We start from the raw sequence: 19381 nt of genomic DNA, 5'->3' as shown, positions 1-19381 counted from the left end.
ACCCGCCGTGCGGGACGCGCCCACAGCGGTGGTCCGGTCGTTCCGGAGGCGTACCGTCCGTGGCGGGCGCAGGCTGCGCCTCCCGGCCGGGTTGCGGTTCCCCGCACCGGGCCGTCGCCTGCTCGCGGGCGGGGGGAGTGCGGACCTACGGTCGGAGGACCGTCGCGGGAGTCGTGGCGGTCCGCTGCTGAGCACCCGAGGTGTCATCGTGACCTCCGTCGACCCGCTGACGACCGTCGATCCGTGGAACCACCCCGCAGCCGTGCCCGCGGCGGCCGACCACTCCGTACTGGACCGCTGGGACCGTGTGGTGGCACTCCGGGGCGACGCCGCCGCGCTCGCGGGGGACGGCCGTCCGTACACGTTCGCCGAAGCGGACCGGGCCTCGCGCGCGCTGGCCGCAGCCCTGGCCGTGACGCTCCGACCCGACGACCACAGCGGCGCCGGTGTCGGCAGCACCCCGGGCGGGGCGTCGAAGCCGGTCGGGCTGATGGCGGGACAGTCGACGGAGGCCGTGATCGGCATCCTGGCGCTGGTGCGTACCGGACGGACCGTGGTGGTGCTCGACGACCACCTGCCCGCCGCACGCCTGGCGCACGTGGCCCGCCTTGCCGGCGTCGACGAGATCCTGGCCGACGCCGATCGTGCGGTGCTGGCCGCCGACGTCGTCGCGGAACGGGACGGCCGGGTGCACGCACTCGGCGAGCTGCTGGACGCGGGTGAACCCGGCGCGGCCCCGTCGGCGGACACCGTCGGCGTGCGCCCCGGTGGGCGGGACCCCTTCGCCATCGTCTTCACCTCCGGCTCGACCGGCATGCCGAAGGGCGTCGTCCTGACGCACCGGCAGCAGATCGCCAACGCCGAGCAGGACGCGGTCGCGCTCGGCCTCGGCCCGGACGACCGGCTCGGTGTCGTCCTGCCGCTGTCGTTCGCGGCCGGGCTCCTGTTCTCGTTCGACACGTTGCTCTGCGGCGGCACCATCGTGCTGCTCGAGCCGCGTGAGCTCGGTGTCGAGCGGCTGCTCGGACGGTTCCGGGACGACGACGTGAACGTGCTCGTCTGCACCCCGCACCTGCTGCGCTCGATCATCGGGTCGCAGAACGCCCCCGGGTCGCACGGGACCGCAGCCGGGACCGCACCGGTGCTCGGCGGGCTGCGCTTCCTGATGACCACGGGCGAGTCCGTGACCGGGGCCGACCTCGCCGCGGCCCGACCCCACCTGGACCCGGACACGCTGCTCCTGAACGCCTTCGGCTCGAGCGAGACCGCCTGCGTCGCGTACTGCCCGGTGTCCCCGGGGGAGCCCGTGCCCGAGGGCGTCGTGCCCGCCGGGTGGCCGTTGCCCGGCAAGACGGTCCTCGTGCTCCGCGAGGACGGCAGCCCTGCCGACCCGGGGGAGACCGGCGAGCTCGTCGTGGTCTCCGACGCCCTGACCGCGGGCTACTGGGGCGCGCCGGAGAAGACCGCCGAACGGGCCGGACGCACCGGTGAGGCCGAGGCCGTCGCCGGCATCCCCGTCGGGACCCCGAGCTGGCGGCAGGGCGACCTGGCGCGCGTCGACCCCGACGGCCGGCTCGTGCTGCTCGGCCGATCCGACGACGCCGTGAAGGTCCGCGGGTACCTGGTCGAGCCGAGCGAGGTCGAGGCGGCGCTCCGCGCGGTCCCCGAGGTGCACGACGCGGTCGTGACGGCGCAGGTCGACCCCGGTTCCGTCACCCGGCTCGTCGCCTACGTGGTCGGTCGCCCGGGGCACCGCACCCCGGCACCGGGAGCGCTCCGACGGGCGCTCCGTGAGCGGCTGCCCGAGTACATGGTGCCGGCGTCGATCGTGCCGATGACCGAACTGCCGCGGAACGAGCGCGGCAAGGTCGACCGGGCCGAACTCCCCGGGGCGCCGAGCGTCGAGACCGAGATGGTCGAGGGCGAGTACGACCAGTGGGAGCTCGTCGTCGGGCAGATCTGGGCCGAGGTGCTCGGGCTTCGGGGCGTGCACCTGGACGAGGACTTCTCCGCGCTCGGCGGCGACTCGCTGTCCGCCGAGGAGATGCTCGCCGTCGTGCAGGACCGGCTCGGGGTCGACCTGCGCTCCTCGGACGTGCTCGAGCACCCGACCCTCCGCGCCTTCGCCCGACGGGTGCGGAGCGGGACGAGCGCGCTGCCGAGCCACCCCGACGTCGTGAAGGTGTCCGAGGCGCGCGAGGGCGGCCGTCCGCCGGTGTTCTGCTTCGCCGGTGGCGGTGCCCTGGCGCTGACGTTCCTGCCGCTCTCGCGGCACCTGCCCGCGCACGACCTGTACGCGTTCCAGCAGCACGCCCTCGAGCGCCGTGGGATGCCGGACTGGGACATCGAGCGGAGCGCCCGCCGCTACCTCGCCCTGATGCGCATCGTGCAGCCCCGCGGCCCGTACCTGCTCGTCGGGCACTCGCTCGGCGGACTCGTCGCGCTCGAGATCGCCCGGCTCCTGACCGAGAGCGGTGAGCAGGTGGAGCACGTCGTCCTGCTCGACACCTACCTGCCCCGCACGAAGTCCGAACAGGCCCGCCTGCACTTCGGCCGGATGGAGCCGCGCGACCAGCCGAACACCGCCGTCCGGGCCGTGCAGCGGGGGCTCGACCGCGCCGTCAGGCGGATCCTGCCCGCGGGTGTGCCGTACGGGGCGCTGTTCGCCAAGCGGCTCCGTGCGTACACCGCCGGCGTGCTGCGGCACGGTGGGCAGAAGGACTTCGACGCGTTCTTCGACCAGGCCGAGATCGTCACCAGACGCCACCACCCGACGCCGTTCCACGGGCGCGCCACCTACGTCCTCGCCGACGCCAACCCCGACGCCGCCGGGTGGTCCGCCCTGCTGCGCGGGCCCACCGAGATGGTGCGGATCGCGAGCGAGCACACGTCGCTGCTGCGGGAACCGCACGTCGCCGAGCTGGCGGTCGCGCTGCGGGCCGCCTTCGAGACGGCGGACGTGCCGCAGGTCTGAGACCGGCCCACGACCGGACGGGAGGCGCGGTGCCGGCTGGCACCGCGCCTCCCGTCCGCTCGTCCGGCGTCCACCACCCGTCGGCCGCCGCGCCGGACCGCGAACCTGCACGACCGTTGCGGGTTTCCGTATCCGCACCCGGGTGTCCGCAAGGGACCGCACCGCGCATTGACCCTCCCGCTGGCCACGGCGATGGTTGGAACCGCGGGGGAGAGTACCCACTCACCCGCGGCAAGCAGGCGGCGTCGTACCCGCGTCCCGCTGCTCGACCGACGACGGTCACCGTCGTCGATGCGTCATCCGAGGACGCGCCGCTCGTCTCGACGAGCCACCACCCGACAGCAACCCTGACCCGACAGGACCGCGCCATGCCCGCACGTACCGTTCGCCCTGCAGACCCGAGGGTCTCCGTCGTCATCCCGGCGCGGAACGAGGCCCGCAACCTCGAGATCATCCTCCCGAAGCTCCCGCCCGTGTACGAGGTGATCCTGGTCGACGGCAACTCCGTCGACGACACCATCGCCGCCGCCCAGCGCGTGATGCCCGACATCCGCGTCGTGCACCAGACCCGCAAGGGCAAGGGCAACGCCCTGGCCTGTGGCTTCGAGGCGGTCACCGGCGACATCGTCGTCATGTTCGACGCCGACTGCTCCGCGGACCCCGACGAGATCCCGCGGTTCGTCCAGGCACTCGTCGACGGCGCCGACGTCGCGAAGGGCACCCGGTACTCGCTCGGCGGTGGCAGCGACGACATCACGATCGTCCGGAACATGGGCAACCGCGGCCTGAACATGCTCTGCAACATCATCCTCGGCACCCGCTACAGCGACCTCTGCTACGGCTACAACGCCTTCTGGGCGGACGTCCTGCCGGAGATCGGTCTGCTGTCGTCCGAGCTGCCGAAGCCGGCCGACGGTTCGATGCTGTGGGGCGACGGGTTCGAGATCGAGACCGTCCTGACCTGCCGCTGGTCGGCCGCCGAGCTCGCGATCACCGAGGTGCCGAGCCACGAGAAGCTCCGGGTGCACGGTTCCAGCAACCTCAACGCCGTGACCGACGGCATCCGCGTGCTGAAGTCGATCATGCACGAGCGTCGTCGTGCCGCCATCGGCCGTGCCGAGGTCCGTCGCGCGGCGATGAGCGTCGTGCCGCCGGCCGAGCAGCTGGCCACGCCGACTGCTGCGCCCGTCGCTGCTGCGCCGGTTGCTGCTGCGCCGGTCGCTGCGTCCGTCGCGACCCCCGTCGCTGCGTCCGCCGTCGCCGGAGCAGCCGTCGTCGCGTCCGTCGTCGCCCTCGAGGAGGACGTCGCGTGACGACCGTCGCGGTCGTCATCTGCGCCTACACCCAGCAGCGCTGGGGTGACCTGCAGGACAGCGTCGAGTCGGCGAAGCGCCAGCCCGAGGCCCCCGAGGTCGTGGTCGTCATCGACCACGAGCCCGAGCTCCTGGCCCGCGCCGCCGCACGCTGGCCGGAACTCCGGGTCGTCCCGAACACCGAGGACCGCGGACTCTCCGGAGCCCGGAACACCGGTGTCGCCCTGACCGACGCTGACGTCGTCGCGTTCCTGGACGACGACGCCACCGCGGACCCCGACTGGCTCGGGCACATGCTCTCCGCGCTCGAGGACCCCGACGTCGTCGGTGTCGGCGGTCGTGCCACGCCGTCCTGGCCGACCGCGACCGGCCCCGGCCCGTACGCCGACGAACTGCTCTGGATCGTCGGGTGCTCGTACCGCGGGCTGCCCGAGACGCCTGGCGACGTCCGCAACGTCATCGGGTCGAGCATGGCGTTCCGTCGCGACGCGATCCTGCTCGCCGGCGGTTTCCGCTCCGGCATCGGCCGCGTCGGCAACCAGCCGCTCGGCTGCGAGGAGACCGAACTCTGCATCCGCATCGCCCAGGCCCGTCCCGGTGCGCGGATCCGGCACGAACCGCGCTCGAACGTCTCGCACCGGGTCTCCCCGGACCGCGTGACGATGCGCTACCTGCGCCGCCGCAGCTACTACGAGGGCATCTCGAAGGCCGTGCTGAGCCGTCGGGTCGGCACCGGTGACTCGCTCGCCAGCGAGTCGACCTACCTGACCCGGGTGATCCCGGGCGCCGTGCTGCGCGAACTGCGCCACGTCGGTCGTGGCGGAGGTCTGCGGGCGTACGCCATCGCGCTCTCCGTCGTCTCGACGGTCGCGGGCTACGCCGTCGGCCGGGTCCTCGGCACCGTCGTCGTGCGGACCCCGCCCGCACCCGCCCCGCTCCCGCAGCCGGTGGGCACACCGTGACCCGCGCGACCCTGGCGATGGTCCTCTCGCCGGTCGTGACCGGGCCGCTCGTCCCCACCTGGGACGGCGCGCTCTGGGTCGGCGAGGTCGACCGTGCCGACGTGCACGCGTCGAGCCACCGGGACGTCATCGCCCTGCAGGGATCGGCCGGGTACGGGCGTGCACGCCTGCTCGTCCGCGACCACGGCGAGCCGCTCGGCTTCGTCGAGGCCGAGATCACCGAACGCCGCCGCATCGGCGGCACCATCGACGTCCGCGCACTGCAGCGCGCGATCCGGCCCATGCCGGCACCCGAGCGTCGGCCGGCAGCAGGTCTGGTGCTGCCGTCCGTCACCGTGGTGCTCTGCACGGACGGCGCCGCCGGCACGACCATGCGGTCGGTGCTCGCGAACGGGCACCCCGACTTCGACGTCGTCGTCGTCTCGCACGGCGCCGACGACGGCGGTGTGGCGACCGTCGACATCGGCGGACGCCGCGTCACCACCATCCCCGCGCCCGACGGCGGCCTCGCCGCCGCGCGGAACGCCGGCCTGCTCGTCGCGACCGGCGACGTCGTCGCGTTCGTGGACGAGGGCGCCGTCGTGGACGGCGACTGGATCGCCGCGATCGCCCGCGCCTTCGCGGCCGACCCCGACGTGGCCTGCGTCACCGGGCTCGTGCCGAGTGCCGAGCTCCGGACGCCGGCGCAGCGCTGGCACGACGACCGCACCCCCGGCGGGCGGACGGTCCGTCGTCGGGTGTTCCGGCTCGACGACCCGGTCGACGACCTCCCGCTGCACCCCTTCGCCGCCTCGGCCTACGGCACCGGCGCGAACCTCGCCGTGCACCGCGCGACCGCGCTCCGGATCGGCGGGTTCGACACCGCCTTCGGGCCCGGCACCCGCGTCGGCGGCGGCGACGACCTCGACCTCTTCACACGACTGCTGTTCGCCGGATCCGCGATCGCCGTCGAACCGGCCGCGATCGCGTGGCAGCGATCGGCGGACGACGTCGCGTCGCTCCGCGCCGCCGCTGCCGCGCACGGCCACGGACTCGGAGCCTGGATGACCAAGAACGCACTCGACCGCGACACGCTGACCGCCTCGGTGGACGCGGTGCCGGAGGCCATCAGCGCCTTCGCACGCCTCGGCCTCGAGCAGGGCGACGACGCTGCCGACGCTGCTCCGGCGAACGGCCACGGGACGGGCGCCGCGCGCGACGCGGACACCGTGGACGGCGTGGACGGCCTGGACGCCGTCGACGCGGAGTTCGCGGCGACGAAGCGCCGGTTGCGTCGGGTCGAGCGGCGCTCCGTGCTCACCGCTCCGGTCCTGGCGCTCCGGGAACGCATGGGCGGCGCGGGGACGATCGACCGGACGGCGCACGGTCGCCACGAGCTGCAGCGCGGCCTCGACACCGCGGGTCCGGCACGACCGATCCCGGGTGGCGCGATGGGGCCGGCGGCGCGACTCGGTGCCGCCGCGATCGTCGTGCTGACGCTCGTGCTGGCCGCCGTCGGCAACGTCGTCGAGCTGCCCACGCTGCGGGCGAGCGCCGTCGCGGTCTTCCTGTTCGCGCTGCTCGGGGTCGCCCCGATGCTGCTCGTCCGTCCGATGTCCCTCGCACGGTTCGCCGTCCTCGCCGTCACCGGGTCGCTCGTCGGCACGATCGGCATCGGCTACACCATGGCGACCTTCCACATCTGGGCGCCGACGGTCCCCTTCGTCGGTGTCGTCGTGCTCACCGCGGCGGCGCTCGCCGTCTCGGTACCGCGTGACCTGGCGGAGCTCCGTCGCGCCGGCCTCGTGCACCGCGAGACCGCCCGGCCACGGTGGGGCACGACCGCCACCGTGACGGCGCTCTCGCTCGGCGGGCTCGTCGTCGTGGTCGTCGCCGCGCTCACCCACATGGGCGACCCGGTGCCCGCAGGCCTGTTCGGCTCGCTCGGCCCCGGCCTGGTCGTCGGTCTCGTGCTCGTCGTCGCCGCGGCGGTCATCGCCCTGGTCCGCGGCCGCGCGCTCGCCGTGCCCGTCGTCGTGCTCGGCGGCGTCGTGCAGCTCGCCCAGGCGATCACGTACGGCGTGCCCACCGTGACCGCCGCCGCGCGGCACATCGGTGTCGTCGAGTACATCCGCCAGTTCGGTGGGACCAACCCGTCGGCCGACATCTTCCAGACCTGGTCCGGCCTGTTCGCCGGCGCCGCCTGGGTCGCCGACGTCGGGGGCATCGTCAACACGATCCTCATCGCCGCGTGGGTGCCGGTCCTGCTCGCCTTCAGCACGACCATCGCGGTCGGGGTGCTCGCGGCGCACTGGTTGCCCGGCGCCCGTCGGCCGTGGATCGCAGCGCTGCTGACCGCGATGACCGGTTCGCTCAACACCACGTACTTCTCGCCGCAGTCGACCGGCATCCTGATGTCGATCGTGATCCTCGTGCTCGCCACCGGACCGCTGCGCGACGCCGCCGTCACCACCGCCGACGGCTCCGTCGCCGCCAAGCCGCGGGCACGGCGGGTGGGGCTCTCGCGGATCATCGCGATCACCCTCATCGGCATCGTGCTCGCCGTGACGCACCAGATCTCGCCGTACCTGACGGTCGCCGCACTCGTCACGCTCATCGTGTTCCGGATGCTCCGCCCCTGGTGGCTGCCCGTCGTCGTGCTCGTGCCGGCGGTGGTCTTCGCCGCGCTGAACGGCGACATCCTCGGACGGTTCCTGTCGCTCGCAGCGGTCGGACGCGTGCTGGACAACGTGCAGCCGCCCGCGCACGACATGACCGTCCTCCCGAAGCCGCTCGTCACGCGCCTGGCGTTCGACATCCCGGCAGCCGCGCTCGTGGTGCTCGGACTCATCGCCCTGGTGACCGTGCTGATGCGGCGCGACCGGACGCACTGGGCGCTCCTCGCCACCGCCGCGAGCCCGATCTCGCTGCTCGTCGCCACGAACTACGGCCAGGAGGGCGTCTTCCGCGTCGTGCTCTTCGCGACGCCGTGGATCGCGATCCTGGCGGCGGCGCTCCCCATGCCCGCCGGTCGGTTCGCCCCGGTCGGGGCGGTCCTGCAGCGGGGGATGCGTCCGTCCGCCGTGCGGTTCGCGGTCGCCGGAGCAGCGGTGGCGGCGCTCGTCGCGATCGGTGCGTTCGGGCAGACCTCGCTCGACTGGAACCGCGTGATGACCCGGAGCCAGTCCGCGGCGACGCAGTACTACGACCGCACGGCACCCGCGGGCTCCGTGATGCTGCTCACCGGTTCGGCCAACGCCGTCCCGAGCAACACCGGCGCACGGTACTTCGACGTGGGCTACCTGTCCCGCGAAGCACTCGGCCCGTACCCGGACCCGACCGGCGGCTACGACGCCGAGGCCGACCTGTCGAACGTGACGCGGGAGCTGGTCGTGAACTGGTCGGCCACCGGCTACTACGCCCTGGTCGCGGAGCCCTTCGGCGCCTACGACGAGCGGTACGGCTACCAGAGCGACGCCGACTACCAGGAGCTCGCCGCCGCCATGGCGTCCTCGCCCTACTGGAAGCGGGTCTGGTCGTCGGGGACGACCGCGATGTACGAACTGACGACGGAGGGCCTGCGCCATGCGACCGACTGAACCGACCTCCGACAGACCGCGACGGACGCGACGGGCCACCGTCGCGTCCGTCGCGGGCGTGCTCGCCACGGTGCTCGCCGTGCTGGTCGCACCGAACCTCGCCGTCCAGCCGGCCGCTGCTGCGGCGGCGGACTGCAGCGCCGGGCGGGTGCTCAACGTCGTCGCCCACCCCGACGACGACCTGCTCTTCCAGGGCACGGACCTGCGGAAGGACATCGACGCGGGGCGCTGCGTGCGGTCCGTGATCGTCACCGCCGGTGACGCCGGCAAGCCCGACTGGTACTGGCAGGAACGCCAGGTGGGGCTGATGGCCGCCTACGCGAGCATGGCCGGCGTCGACCCGGCGTCGACGACCGGCTCCACGACGGCCGCCGGACGGACGCTGCTCACGGAGACCCTGACCGCCGACCCGCGGATCAGCCTGGTCTTCATGGACCTGCCGGACGGCAACGTCGAGGGCAACGGCTTCTGGGCGAACGGCTACGAGAGCCTCCAGCGCCTGTACACGGGCGACATGGACACGCTGCACACCGTCGCGGACGCCCCGCACAGCGCCACGTACACGCTCGCGCAGCTCCGGGCGACGCTGCAGGGGATCGTGCAGGACTTCGCACCGACGGACATCCACACCCTCGACCACGAGGGCGAGTACGGCGACGGGGACCACAGCGACCACCACACGGTCGCGTACCTGACCGACCAGGTGCAGCGGCAGTACACCGGCGCGCACGACTTCACCGGGTACATGGGGTACCCGATCGCCGACCGTCCGGCGAACCTGACGACGGCCCAGACCCAGGCGAAGGCCGACGCGTTCTTCACCTACGCCGCCCACGACAGTGAGACCTGCGCGTCGTACCAGGCCTGCTCGGCGCGACCGGAGACCTCGTGGCTCAGCCGGCAGTACACCGCCGGCTCGCCGGTGCCGACGGACCCCACCGACCCCACTGACCCCACGGACCCGACCCCCACCCACACGGACGTGACGGGTTCGGCTTCGGTGACGGCGAGTGCGGAGAACCCGGCTGATGGTCAGACGGCCGTGAAGGCGGTCGACGGTGTGGTGAGCGGGTACCCGGATGCGCCGACGGCGGAGTGGGTCGCGCCGTCTGGTCGTGCGGGGACGTGGATCCAGCTCGGTTGGGCGGGGGCGACGGCGTTGGACGCGGTCGACCTCGCTGATCGGCCGAACGCGGTGGACCAGGTGCTGGGCGGGACGTTGACGTTCTCGGACGGCTCGAGCGTGATGGTGCCGGCGTTGAACAACGGTGGTGCGGTGCAGCGGATCACGTTCGCGGCGCGCAGTGTCACGTGGGTGCGGTTCACGGTGACGTCGGTGAGTGGTGGGACGCAGAACGTGGGCCTCGCCGAGATCCGCGCGCTGGCCCCGGCCGACACGACTCCGACTCCGACCCCGACGCGCACGGACGTGACGGGTTCGGCTTCGGTGACGGCGAGTGCGGAGAACCCGGCTGATGGTCAGACGGCCGTGAAGGCGGTCGACGGTGTGGTGAGCGGGTACCCGGATGCGCCGACGGCGGAGTGGGTCGCGCCGTCTGGTCGTGCGGGGACGTGGATCCAGCTCGGTTGGGCGGGGGCGACGGCGTTGGACGCGGTCGACCTCGCTGATCGGCCGAACGCGGTGGACCAGGTGCTGGGCGGGACGTTGACGTTCTCGGACGGCTCGAGCGTGATGGTGCCGGCGTTGAACAACGGTGGTGCGGTGCAGCGGATCACGTTCGCGGCGCGCAGTGTCACGTGGGTGCGGTTCACGGTGACGTCGGTGAGTGGTGGGACGCAGAACGTGGGCCTCGCCGAGATCCGCGCGCTGGCCCCGGCGAGCAGCAGCGGCGGTACGACGCCGACGCCGACGCCGACGCCGACGCCCACGCCGACGCCCACCCCGACGCCGACCCCGACCCCGACGCCCACGCCCGCTCCGGGCCTGCGGGACGTCACCGGCTCGGCGACCCCGACGGCGATCGCCGACAACCCGGCCGACGGCCAGACCGTCGCGAAGGCCGTCGACGGCGTGGTGTCCGGCCACCCGGTCGACCACACCGCCGAGTGGGCCGTGCCCTGGGGACGGACCGGCATCTGGATCCAGCTCGACTGGGCCGCCCCGGTCGCCCTCCAGCGCATCGTCCTGCACGACCGTCCGAACAGCGACGACCAGATCACGAGCGGCACGCTGACGTTCTCGGACGGCAGCCAGGTCGCCGTGGGTGAGCTCCCGAACGACGGCAGTGCCCGGACGGTCGACTTCACCGCCCGGAACGTCACCTGGGTGCGGTTCACCACCACCGGGGTGTCGAACAGCACGATCAACGTCGGTCTCTCGGAGGTCCGCGCATGGGCAGCTGGATGACCCCGGACGAGGACGGCCCCCGTCCCGTCGCCGAGCAGTCGGCCGCCGCGCACGGTGCCGCACCCGCGCACGGCCTCGGCGCCTCCCGCCACCGCACCCCGCTCCGGACACGAGGACGACGGGTCGCGATCGTTGCCGCAGCCCTGGTGGTCGCGGTCGGTGCCGTCGCCGCGGCGACCACCGGCACGACGTCCATCGGCCCAGGGCCCAGCGGGGTCGCGATGCCGACCGGCGACGGGGACGGCTGGAAGCGGGTGTTCTCCGAGGACTTCGACGAGTCCGCCCCGTCGGGCGGGTTCGAGGCGGCCTACGACGACCGGTTCACCGTCTACCACGGCTTCGCGGACACCGCGGGGACCGGTCGGTACCAGGCGTCCACGCTGAGCGCCCACGACGGGATGCTCGACATGCGCCTGCGCACGACGAAGGCGGGCACCCCGCTCGCCGGCGGGGTCGTGCCGCTCGTCGACGGACGATGGGGCGGACAGACCTCCGGCCGGTACAGCATCCGCATGAAGAGCGACGAGGTCGACGGGTACGGGGTGGCGGTGCTGCTCTGGAGCGACGAGAACGTCTGGGCGCACGGCGAGATCGACTTCCCCGAGGGTGCGCTCGGTGCGCCCGCCTGGCTGAACGTGCACTGCCTGGTCGACCCGGCCGAGAAGTGCATCCACCACGAGACCGACGCGTCGCTGGCCGACTGGCACACGTACACGATCGAGTGGACGCCCTCGCGGATGTCGTTCCTGGTCGACGACGAGGTCGTCGGGAGCACCACACAGGACATCCCCGTGGAACGCATGCACCTGGTCGTGCAGACGGGATCCCTCGAGGGCCTGCCGCCCCGGGACGCCGCCGGGTCGTTGCTGGTCGACTGGATGACGATCGACGTGCCCGCGGACGACGAGAGCCCCCAGGCCACGCTGCCGTCCACGGAACCCACCGCCGGCTGAGGGCGCCGAGCGCGGCGGGGACCGATGCCGTCGAGCCCGCCGCAGACCGGTGCCGTCGAGCCCGCCGCTGCCCGGCGCGCACCGGCACCGTCGAGCCCGGCCCGGTCAGCGCCGGGCGTGTGCGAGCAGCGCCAGCAGCAGCGCGCGCACGTGCGGCTCGCGCCCGTAGCGGTCACGGACCCACGCGCGGCACCGTGCGGCGAGGGACGGGTCGAGCTCGGCTTCGTCGAGGGTGTCGAGCAGCTTCTCCGCCAGTGCGTCGGGGTCGGCCGGGTCGACGGTGTACCGCGCCCAGTCGCCCGACAGGATCTCCCCGGTGCCACCCGATGCGGCGGCGACGACGGGACGGCCGGCGGACATCGCCTCGACCACGACCCGCCCGAAGCCCTCGGGCTCGATGGACGGCGCCACCACGACGTCGGCGGCGTGCAGGAGCGGGACGACGTCGTCCCGCTCGGGGAGCACGAGCACGGAACCGGCGGGAAGCGCGTCGATCGCGGCGTGCACGGCGTCGGCCTCTTCCGGGTAGAGCGCACCGGCCAGCACGAGGAGCGGCGCGGGCGCCGCGTGACCGGCCACGGGGGGAGTGGTGACCGGCACGCGTGCCGCAGCGGCCGTGCGGACGCGACCCCATGCCTCCAGGAGGGCGAGCACGCCCTTCGACCGGGTGAGCCGACCGTAGTAGAGCACCGTCGGGGTGCCCTCGGCGATGCCGAGTGCCGCGCGGGCGTCGTGCACCGATGCCGGGGTGGCGGCCGGGAACGCGTCGGTGTCGACACCGTTCGGCACGATCGTGATGCGGTCCGTCGGCACGCCGGACGCAGCCCAGGCACGTGCCATCGCGTGCGAGACGGCGAAGTAGCGGGTGCGGCCGCCGGCGATCGGACCGAGCCGCCGGTAGTTCGGCGCGTGGTGCAGGTGCACCGCGAGCGGGACTCCGGAGACGAGCGACGCGACCCGGCCGAACGGCAGGTACTCGGGCCGGTTCAACCAGAGGACGTCGAGGTGCGATCGGCGGATCCGCAGGCCCTCGCGGGCGAAGCGCCAGGCGTCGCGGAGCGCGGTGGTGATGCCGAACCGGTAGTCGGTGGCCTCCACCAGCTGCACGCCCATCGCCTCGTAGGGCGGCGGGCCCTCGGCCGCGCGCGGGGACTGGGCGTTCCGGTGCCAGACCTCGACCTCGTGGCCGGCGGCGACGAGCTCGCGGGTGTCCTCGAGCACACAGCGTTCGAGTCCGCCGGTGATGGCGAGTCCGGTCACCAGGACGCCGACGCGGAGTCGGCGGGAGCCGTCGTGTGCAGCCTGTCGCGGTCTCACGAGACACCACCCCTTGCGGTCTTCAGTCGGCGGAGGAACCAGGGGAGGCAGGCGACCACCCCGGCGATGCGGACCCAGTTCCAGAGCACGTCCTGCGGCAGGAGCAGGGACGCGGCGGCCACGACGAGCGCGGCGAGGGTCGTCAGGACGATCCGGGCCCCCGGTCCGCGCCACTCACGGCGGTCGGGCAGGGCCAGCAGCTGCATGGCGGCCAGGATCGCGTAGGCGACGACGGTGGCGAGGCCCGCGCCGGCGATGCCGAGCACGGGCACGAGCACGAGGTTCGCGCCGATGTTCACGGCGCCGGCGATCGCGGCGATCACCCCGACGGCGACACCGCGGCGTTCGACCAGGAGCAGGCGTCCGGTCGCACCGCTGGCGACGACGGGGAACGCGGTGATCGCGACGACGAAGACGACGACCGAGAGCTCCTGCACGCGGTACGACGCCGGGGCGAGGATCGGCAGCGCGACCGGTGACACCAGGGTCACGGCGAGCAGGACCGGTCCGAGCATCTTGTACAGCTCGTCGCGGGAGTGCATCGCGAGCTGCCGGCGGGCGACCGGGTCGCGGAGGGCGGCGAAGTGCGGCGCCCACGCCTGGTTGGTGAAGGTCAGGAGCAGGATGACGGCCGAGCCGACGACGTAGGCGATCTGGTAGCGGGCCACCTCGTCCGGGCCGAGCAGCCGCTGGACGACGATCCGGTCGCCGGCGTTCAGCACGAAGTACGACAGGTTGCCGAGGGCGATCGGCACGCCGAGGCGGAACGCCCGGGCGGTGGTCTTGCGGTCGAACAGGCCGGCGAGACGCGGGCGGGTCGCCGCGATGCCGATGACCATCGCCGCGCCCTGCGCGACGACGCCGCCCCACGCGTAGGTGGTCGCGTCGGCCTGCACCCAGGTGAGGAGCCCGAGGCCGATGACCGAGCCGCCGATCGAGGACAGCAGGCTCGTGACCGCGAAGACCCGGATGCGGTCCTGGGCGACGAGCAGCGCGAGGGAGATCTGCACGATGGCGGCGGGGCCGGTCCAGAGCACCGCGACGAGGAGCAGCGGGTGGTTGCCGACGAAGCCGGCGGCGTCGGCCCAGACCGGGATCGTGGTGAGTGCCGCGACGGTGACGACGATCGCGGTGACCATGCCGACGGCGAGCAGGCCGCGCGCCCGGCGGTCGTCGCCGTCCTCGGCCCGCTGCAGCACCGACGCCTGGTCGATGCCGAGGACGGCCAGGACGACGAGCGCCTGGTACAGCGCGATGGCCGAGGCGAGGACGCCGAACTCGGCCGGCGGCATGAGGTGTGCGAGCACCGGGGAGATGAGCGACGAGACGACGAGCTGCATCGACCAGACGACGACGTACAGCAGGCCGCGGCCGAACAGGACGGAGGCGCCCTTCCGCACCGCGACCGACCCGGTGTCGAGCGACTCGGGCACGGGTGCGATGGCTTCCGGGGCGATGGGCTCCCGGGCGATGGGCGCGGGTGACCCGGCCTCGCGCGCTGCGCGGGCCTCGCGGCGGGTCTGCGGGGGGAAGCTCACGGCGCGACCACCGTTGCCGGGTCCTGCCGTGCCGAGGCCGTCGCCGCGCCAGCACCCTGGCGCAGCCCGAAGGCTGCGTCCACGACGTCGAGCAGGTCACCGCTCCGGTCGGTCGAGAACTTCCGTGCGAACAGGTGCTGCACCTCGACGTCCGCGTCCGTCCGACGCTCGAGTAGCTGTCCCGCGTCGGCGACGGTCAACCACGGCGGGCTCTTCCGCGCGGTGCCGTCCCACCCGATCCACCAGAGCGGCTGGGAGACGTGCTCGTCGGCGAACCCCGGCGTCAGCGATGGCGAGTTGAGCACCGACGGTACGAAGGTCTCGTCGGCGACCCAGGTGCGCTGCCAGAACCGGACCAGGTCGGGGCGCTGGTCGACGGTGTCCACGACCGCGGCGGCGTGCCGGCGAGCGAGGACCTTGAGCTGTGAGCCCCCGGCGAAGGAGACGTTCGCCGGCACGCGACGGGGGACCGGCAGCCGGAGCATGTGCTTCCGCCACGCCCAGTGCCGGAACCGGATGCGGGAGATGCCGCCGTCACGGCCCCACGGTGCGAACGGCAGCGGGTTGACCGAGATGAACGACTCCTCGCGGTGCGCCTCGAGCAGGGCCGTGATCTCGGCGGGGTTCGCGAGCGGGTAGTCGCTGCCGGTCAGCACGGCCACGTGCGAGGCGTCGGTCTCGGCCAGGGCGGCCCGGTAGCCGGACACCTCGGCGGCGACGTTCTCCCAGCGTGCCCAGCCGGTCCGGATGCGGGGGAGCAGTCGGACACGGTCCGGCAGTCCGTCGGTCATGGCGCGGAACACCGTCTCGGGGGTGCGCGCGTCGCAGTGCAGGAACACCGGGAACGGGTCGAGCGCCTCGACGAGTCGGCGCACGTGTGCCGGGTCCTCGTGGGCGAGGACGATGCACGCGGGGACCGCGGGGGAGATGGCCATGGACGCGACGCTAACCGCGCCGTTCCGGGGCCGACAAGGCGACCCGTGCCCGTCTGCGGGGAAGCGGCGGTTTCCCGCACCGCCCCCGATCGATCAGTGCTCGGAGGACCTGATCAGCGCTTCTTGCGGAACTTCTGGCAGTCGCAGAGGGCGCAGTCCGTGCCCGGACGGTAGTGCTCGTGGGCGTCCTGCACGTGGCCGCAGACGCAGGTCACGGAGTCGACCACGAAGACGCTCTGTTCCGAGGGGAGCACGGCGCCGAGCTCGTCGGTGGGGCCCATCGACATGCGTCCTCCTCGTGCCCGGCGTGCTGCCGCCGAGTCGTCCTCACGATCCTACCGTCCGGGGGCGTGTGCTGGCGGCAAACCGCAAGTCGGACGACCGTCGCCGCAACCGCGGGCGGCCGCCGTTGACCCTGCAGCAGCCTCACCGGAGCATCGGACCATGACCGACCAGCAGGCCACCACCACCCGCGTGCTCACGCTCACGCCCGCGATGCCGTCCCCGGACGTGCCCGCCTGGGCCGGCGCGGCCTGGGTCGGCGCCGTCGACCGACAGGAGGCGCTCGCCGCGTCCGCCGTCGAACTCGCCGGCGCCACCGGCTTCCACCGCGCCCGCCTGCTCGTCCGTGACGGACGCGAGATCGCCGGGTTCGTCGACGTCAGCGTCGACACGGACGGCGGCGTGGACCCGGCCGAGCTGGGACCGGCCCTGCGCGCGCTGCGCACCACGGGCCTCCCGGCCGCCGCCGCGGGGACGCCGGTCGGACGCGTCTCGGTCGTCATCGGGACCCGCGACCGGCCGGAGGACCTGCGCCGCTGCGTGCGCTCGGTGCTCGCGTCCGAGCACGACGACTTCGAGGTGCTGGTCGTCGACAACGCGCCCACCACCACTGCCACCCGCGACGTGGTCACGTCGCTCGCGGACCCGCGGCTGCGGTACGTCCTGGAGGCCCGACCCGGCGTCTCGCGCGCACGGAACGCCGGACTCGCCCTCGCGTCCGGGGCCGTGGTCGCCTTCGTCGACGACGACGTGGTCGTCGACCGGCACTGGCTCGCAGCGCTCGCCGACGCGTACGCCCGCGACGCGGACGTCGTCTGTGTGACCGGCCTCGTGCCCAGCGGGGAACTCCGGACCCCCACGCAGCGGTACTTCGACGAGCGCGTCACCTGGGCGCGCAACACCGACCGCCGGGTGTTCCGGACGTCGGCGCCGCCGGCCGACCTGCCGCTGTTCCCGTTCTCCGTGGGCGCGTTCGGCACCGGTGCCAACATGTCGCTCCGCCGTTCGGCCGCGCTCGCCCTGGGCGGGTTCGACGTCGCGCTCGGTCCGGGCACCCTGGCCCGCGCCGGCGAGGACCCCGACCTGTTCACCCGGGTGCTGTTCTCCGGCGGCGCGCTCGCCGTGGAGCCCTCGGCCGTCGTCTGGCACAAGCACCGGCCGGACCGTGCGGCGCTGCGCTCGCAGGCGCTCGGCTACGGCACCGGTCTCGGCGCGTGGGTGGCGAAGCTCATGCTGCGACCGCGCACCGCACTGGCCGTGCTCCGTCGGGCGGTCGGGGCGCTGCGGCAGCTCGGCGCGCTCGGCCAGGGCACCGGTGCCGACGCTGACCAGGTGTCCGCCGCGGTGGACGCCGTGGGTGGGTGGCCGGTCGACGACGCGTTCCGCGAGGCGACGGCCGGCCTCAAGCGCGTCGAGCTCGTGGCGGCGCTGGGCGGACCGTGGCGGTACGTCGTCGGGCGGTCGCGGCGCGGGTGACCGCGGCGCGGGCGACCGCGCTCCGCGTGCGCGGCGCGCACGGCAGGCACCGCCTGCGCTGCACGCACGCACCGGAACGGACGGGAGGCCCGTGGCGACGCTGCCACGGGCCTCCCATCCGTCCGGTGCGGACGTCTCCTGCACGCCGCCTACGGGCGGAAGCGGCCCTCTTCGACCTCGCGCCAGAACCGACGGCTGCGGAAGTACGCCGCCGGACCCGCCGGGAAGCCGCGGAACTCGTGGTACGCCAGCGAGCGCGGGATCCGGGTCGTGGAGGCCTCGGTGATGCTCTCGGCCGCTGCGTCACGCCGGCCGGCCAGCCGTGACACGAGCTGCTTCAGCTTGATCTTGCCGGCGCGGGGCATCAGCCGTGCGAGCACGAGCGCGTGCCGGCGGTCCTTCGCGATGAGCTCGCACATCAGCGCCGTGAACCCGACGCCGTTCGAGTGGAGCTGCCCGTGCAGCCCGGCGAGGTCCTGCCGGTGCCGGTGGTGCACGACCGCGCGGGGTTCGAAGCCGATCCGGCCACCGCTCCACAGGATGTCGATGAAGATCGCCAGGTCCTCGCCACCGCGGGCGGGCACACCGGCACCGAGCACGGGGTCGAACCCGCCGACGGCGTCGAACGCCGACCGTCGGACCGCCCAGTTCGCGCCGGCGCCGTAGCCGCCGATGCCGTACACGGCGAAGTGCTTCTGCACCGAGCCGTCGGGTCGGACGGCCCGGGCCTGCGCGTGCCGCATGACCCCGGGGACGTCGTCCGGCACGATCGTCACCGGCTGGAAGGTGCGCTCGCCGCTGAAGCCGCCGTAGTACGCCTCGTACCAGATCTGCGCGGGGGTCTCGAGTTCGACGGGCAGGATCATCCCGGTGACCGCGGCGACCTCGGGCTCGCGGACGAAGCGCGTGCCGATGGACCGGAGCCACTGTGCGTCCACCCGGACGTCGTCGTCGGTGAACGCGATGATCTCGCCGTGCGCCGCGGCGACCCCGGCGTTGCGACCGGCGGAGCAGCCCGGACGGCGTTCGGTGACCAGCCGGACGTCGCGGCCCTCGAGCAGCCCGGGCAGGGCGTCGACCTCGGGCAGCTTCACGCGGTTGTCGACGAGGATGACCTCGTACCGCGGGTAGTCGAGGTGCTCGAGGAAGTCGAGCAGCTTCCGGATGTCCTCGACCCGGGTGACGATGGTCGACACGACGATCGAGATGAGCGGGAGCTCGAGGTCGGGGATCGGGGTCTCCGTCGCACCGGGGGTCCGTGCGAGGCCGTCCACCAGGGGCGCGATCGCGCGGGCGGCGTCGGCCGGGTCCGCGGTGAGCAGCACGTCGAGGGTGGTGACGGGGAAGCCGTCGCGGTAGCCGACGACGAGCGCGGAGGAACCCGACTCGTCGGCGACCAGGCGCGGCAGCGGAGCGTCGAGGTCGACGCTGACGACCCGACGGGGGCCGGGCACGGTGACGGAGGAGTGCAGGGTCATGGTCGGGACGCTACGACCGCCCGCGGTGTCCGGACAACGGACCGGACCAGCAGTGGCGGGGTTCGTGCGGGGTTCCGCAGTGCGGTGCGTGTGCCCCCGACGGGGGTGAGCGCTCACCCAGGAAGCCACGGGAACCTCATGGGTCACGCTCAGGTCACGGAACCGATGCAACCGGTTGCGCTCCCGCTGGACCGGGCGTAGCTTCCT

The 19381-nt window shown here is 73.6% G+C and carries 12 protein-coding genes; 7 read left to right on the top strand and 5 right to left on the bottom strand.

Features of this window, described 5'->3' with window-relative positions:
• Positions 1 to 208: 208 nt before the first annotated feature.
• The 6 genes from DEJ20_RS11810 (at position 209) to DEJ20_RS11785 (ending at position 12148) form a co-directional block, all read left to right on the top strand.
• Positions 209 to 2974: a non-ribosomal peptide synthetase gene (locus DEJ20_RS11810; RefSeq protein WP_181431644.1), complete on the top strand. Its 2766-nt coding sequence runs from the start codon at positions 209 to 211 to the stop codon at positions 2972 to 2974.
• 368 nt (positions 2975 to 3342) lie between these two features.
• Entirely contained in the window at positions 3343 to 4287 is a 945-nt protein-coding gene (locus tag DEJ20_RS11805) for a glycosyltransferase family 2 protein (RefSeq protein ID WP_111236526.1), read from the top strand.
• Positions 4284 to 5249, top strand: coding sequence for a glycosyltransferase family 2 protein (locus tag DEJ20_RS11800; RefSeq protein WP_111236525.1), 966 nt, complete (start codon positions 4284 to 4286; stop codon positions 5247 to 5249). Before DEJ20_RS11805 ends, DEJ20_RS11800 begins: the two co-directional genes overlap by 4 nt.
• Positions 5246 to 8827, top strand: coding sequence for a glycosyltransferase (locus tag DEJ20_RS11795; RefSeq protein WP_111236524.1), 3582 nt, complete (start codon positions 5246 to 5248; stop codon positions 8825 to 8827). The genes DEJ20_RS11800 and DEJ20_RS11795 overlap by 4 nt, the downstream gene beginning before the upstream one ends.
• Before the next feature lie 58 nt (positions 8828 to 8885).
• Entirely contained in the window at positions 8886 to 11195 is a 2310-nt protein-coding gene (locus tag DEJ20_RS11790) for a PIG-L family deacetylase (protein ID WP_181431643.1), read from the top strand.
• The gene (locus tag DEJ20_RS11785; protein ID WP_111236522.1) at positions 11180 to 12148 is read left to right on the top strand and encodes a glycoside hydrolase family 16 protein; all 969 of its coding nucleotides are present in this window, start codon (positions 11180 to 11182) and stop codon (positions 12146 to 12148) included. The genes DEJ20_RS11790 and DEJ20_RS11785 overlap by 16 nt, the downstream gene beginning before the upstream one ends.
• Before the next feature lie 105 nt (positions 12149 to 12253).
• Here the strand turns inward: DEJ20_RS11785 and DEJ20_RS11780 are convergent, their stop codons facing one another.
• The 4 genes from DEJ20_RS11780 to DEJ20_RS11765 all read right to left on the bottom strand — a co-directional run bounded on the left by DEJ20_RS11780 (position 12254) and on the right by DEJ20_RS11765 (position 16225).
• Complete coding sequence (locus tag DEJ20_RS11780; RefSeq protein ID WP_181431642.1) at positions 12254 to 13465, bottom strand: glycosyltransferase family 4 protein; 1212 nt, start codon at positions 13463 to 13465, stop codon at positions 12254 to 12256.
• Positions 13462 to 15003: a lipopolysaccharide biosynthesis protein gene (locus DEJ20_RS11775; protein ID WP_111236520.1), complete on the bottom strand. Its 1542-nt coding sequence runs from the start codon at positions 15001 to 15003 to the stop codon at positions 13462 to 13464. The genes DEJ20_RS11780 and DEJ20_RS11775 overlap by 4 nt, the downstream gene beginning before the upstream one ends.
• The gene (locus DEJ20_RS11770; RefSeq protein ID WP_111236519.1) at positions 15000 to 15938 is read right to left on the bottom strand and encodes a beta-1,6-N-acetylglucosaminyltransferase; all 939 of its coding nucleotides are present in this window, start codon (positions 15936 to 15938) and stop codon (positions 15000 to 15002) included. Before DEJ20_RS11770 ends, DEJ20_RS11775 begins: the two co-directional genes overlap by 4 nt.
• A gap of 113 nt (positions 15939 to 16051) precedes the next feature.
• Entirely contained in the window at positions 16052 to 16225 is a 174-nt protein-coding gene (locus DEJ20_RS11765; RefSeq protein WP_155896838.1) for a hypothetical protein, read from the bottom strand.
• 157 nt (positions 16226 to 16382) lie between these two features.
• Between DEJ20_RS11765 and DEJ20_RS11760 the strand changes: the two genes are divergently transcribed.
• Positions 16383 to 17696, top strand: a complete 1314-nt coding sequence (locus DEJ20_RS11760) for a glycosyltransferase family 2 protein (RefSeq protein ID WP_146245497.1) — start codon at positions 16383 to 16385, stop codon at positions 17694 to 17696.
• A 149-nt stretch (positions 17697 to 17845) separates the two neighbouring features.
• Here the strand turns inward: DEJ20_RS11760 and DEJ20_RS11755 are convergent, their stop codons facing one another.
• A complete protein-coding gene (locus DEJ20_RS11755; RefSeq protein WP_111236517.1) occupies positions 17846 to 19174 on the bottom strand; it encodes a glycosyltransferase in 1329 nt (442 codons plus the stop codon).
• Positions 19175 to 19381 lie beyond the last annotated feature (207 nt).

This window comes from Curtobacterium sp. MCSS17_005 (assembly GCF_003234225.2).
GTDB classification, from domain to species: Bacteria; Actinomycetota; Actinomycetes; order Actinomycetales; family Microbacteriaceae; genus Curtobacterium; species Curtobacterium flaccumfaciens.
This window is presented reverse-complemented; position numbering and strand designations above follow the sequence as displayed.

Bases quoted from the DNA above. Each gene is read 5' to 3' on its own strand.
- DEJ20_RS11805 (WP_111236526.1), top strand. From the start codon at position 3,343: ATGCCCGCACGTACCGTTCGCCCTGCAGACCCGAGGGTCTCCGTCGTC.
- DEJ20_RS11785 (WP_111236522.1), top strand. From the start codon at position 11,180: ATGGGCAGCTGGATGACCCCGGACGAGGACGGCCCCCGTCCCGTCGCC.
- DEJ20_RS11770 (WP_111236519.1), bottom strand. From the start codon at position 15,938: ATGGCCATCTCCCCCGCGGTCCCCGCGTGCATCGTCCTCGCCCACGAG.
- DEJ20_RS11765 (WP_155896838.1), bottom strand. From the start codon at position 16,225: ATGTCGATGGGCCCCACCGACGAGCTCGGCGCCGTGCTCCCCTCGGAA.
- DEJ20_RS11760 (WP_146245497.1), top strand. From the start codon at position 16,383: ATGACCGACCAGCAGGCCACCACCACCCGCGTGCTCACGCTCACGCCC.
- DEJ20_RS11755 (WP_111236517.1), bottom strand. From the start codon at position 19,174: ATGACCCTGCACTCCTCCGTCACCGTGCCCGGCCCCCGTCGGGTCGTC.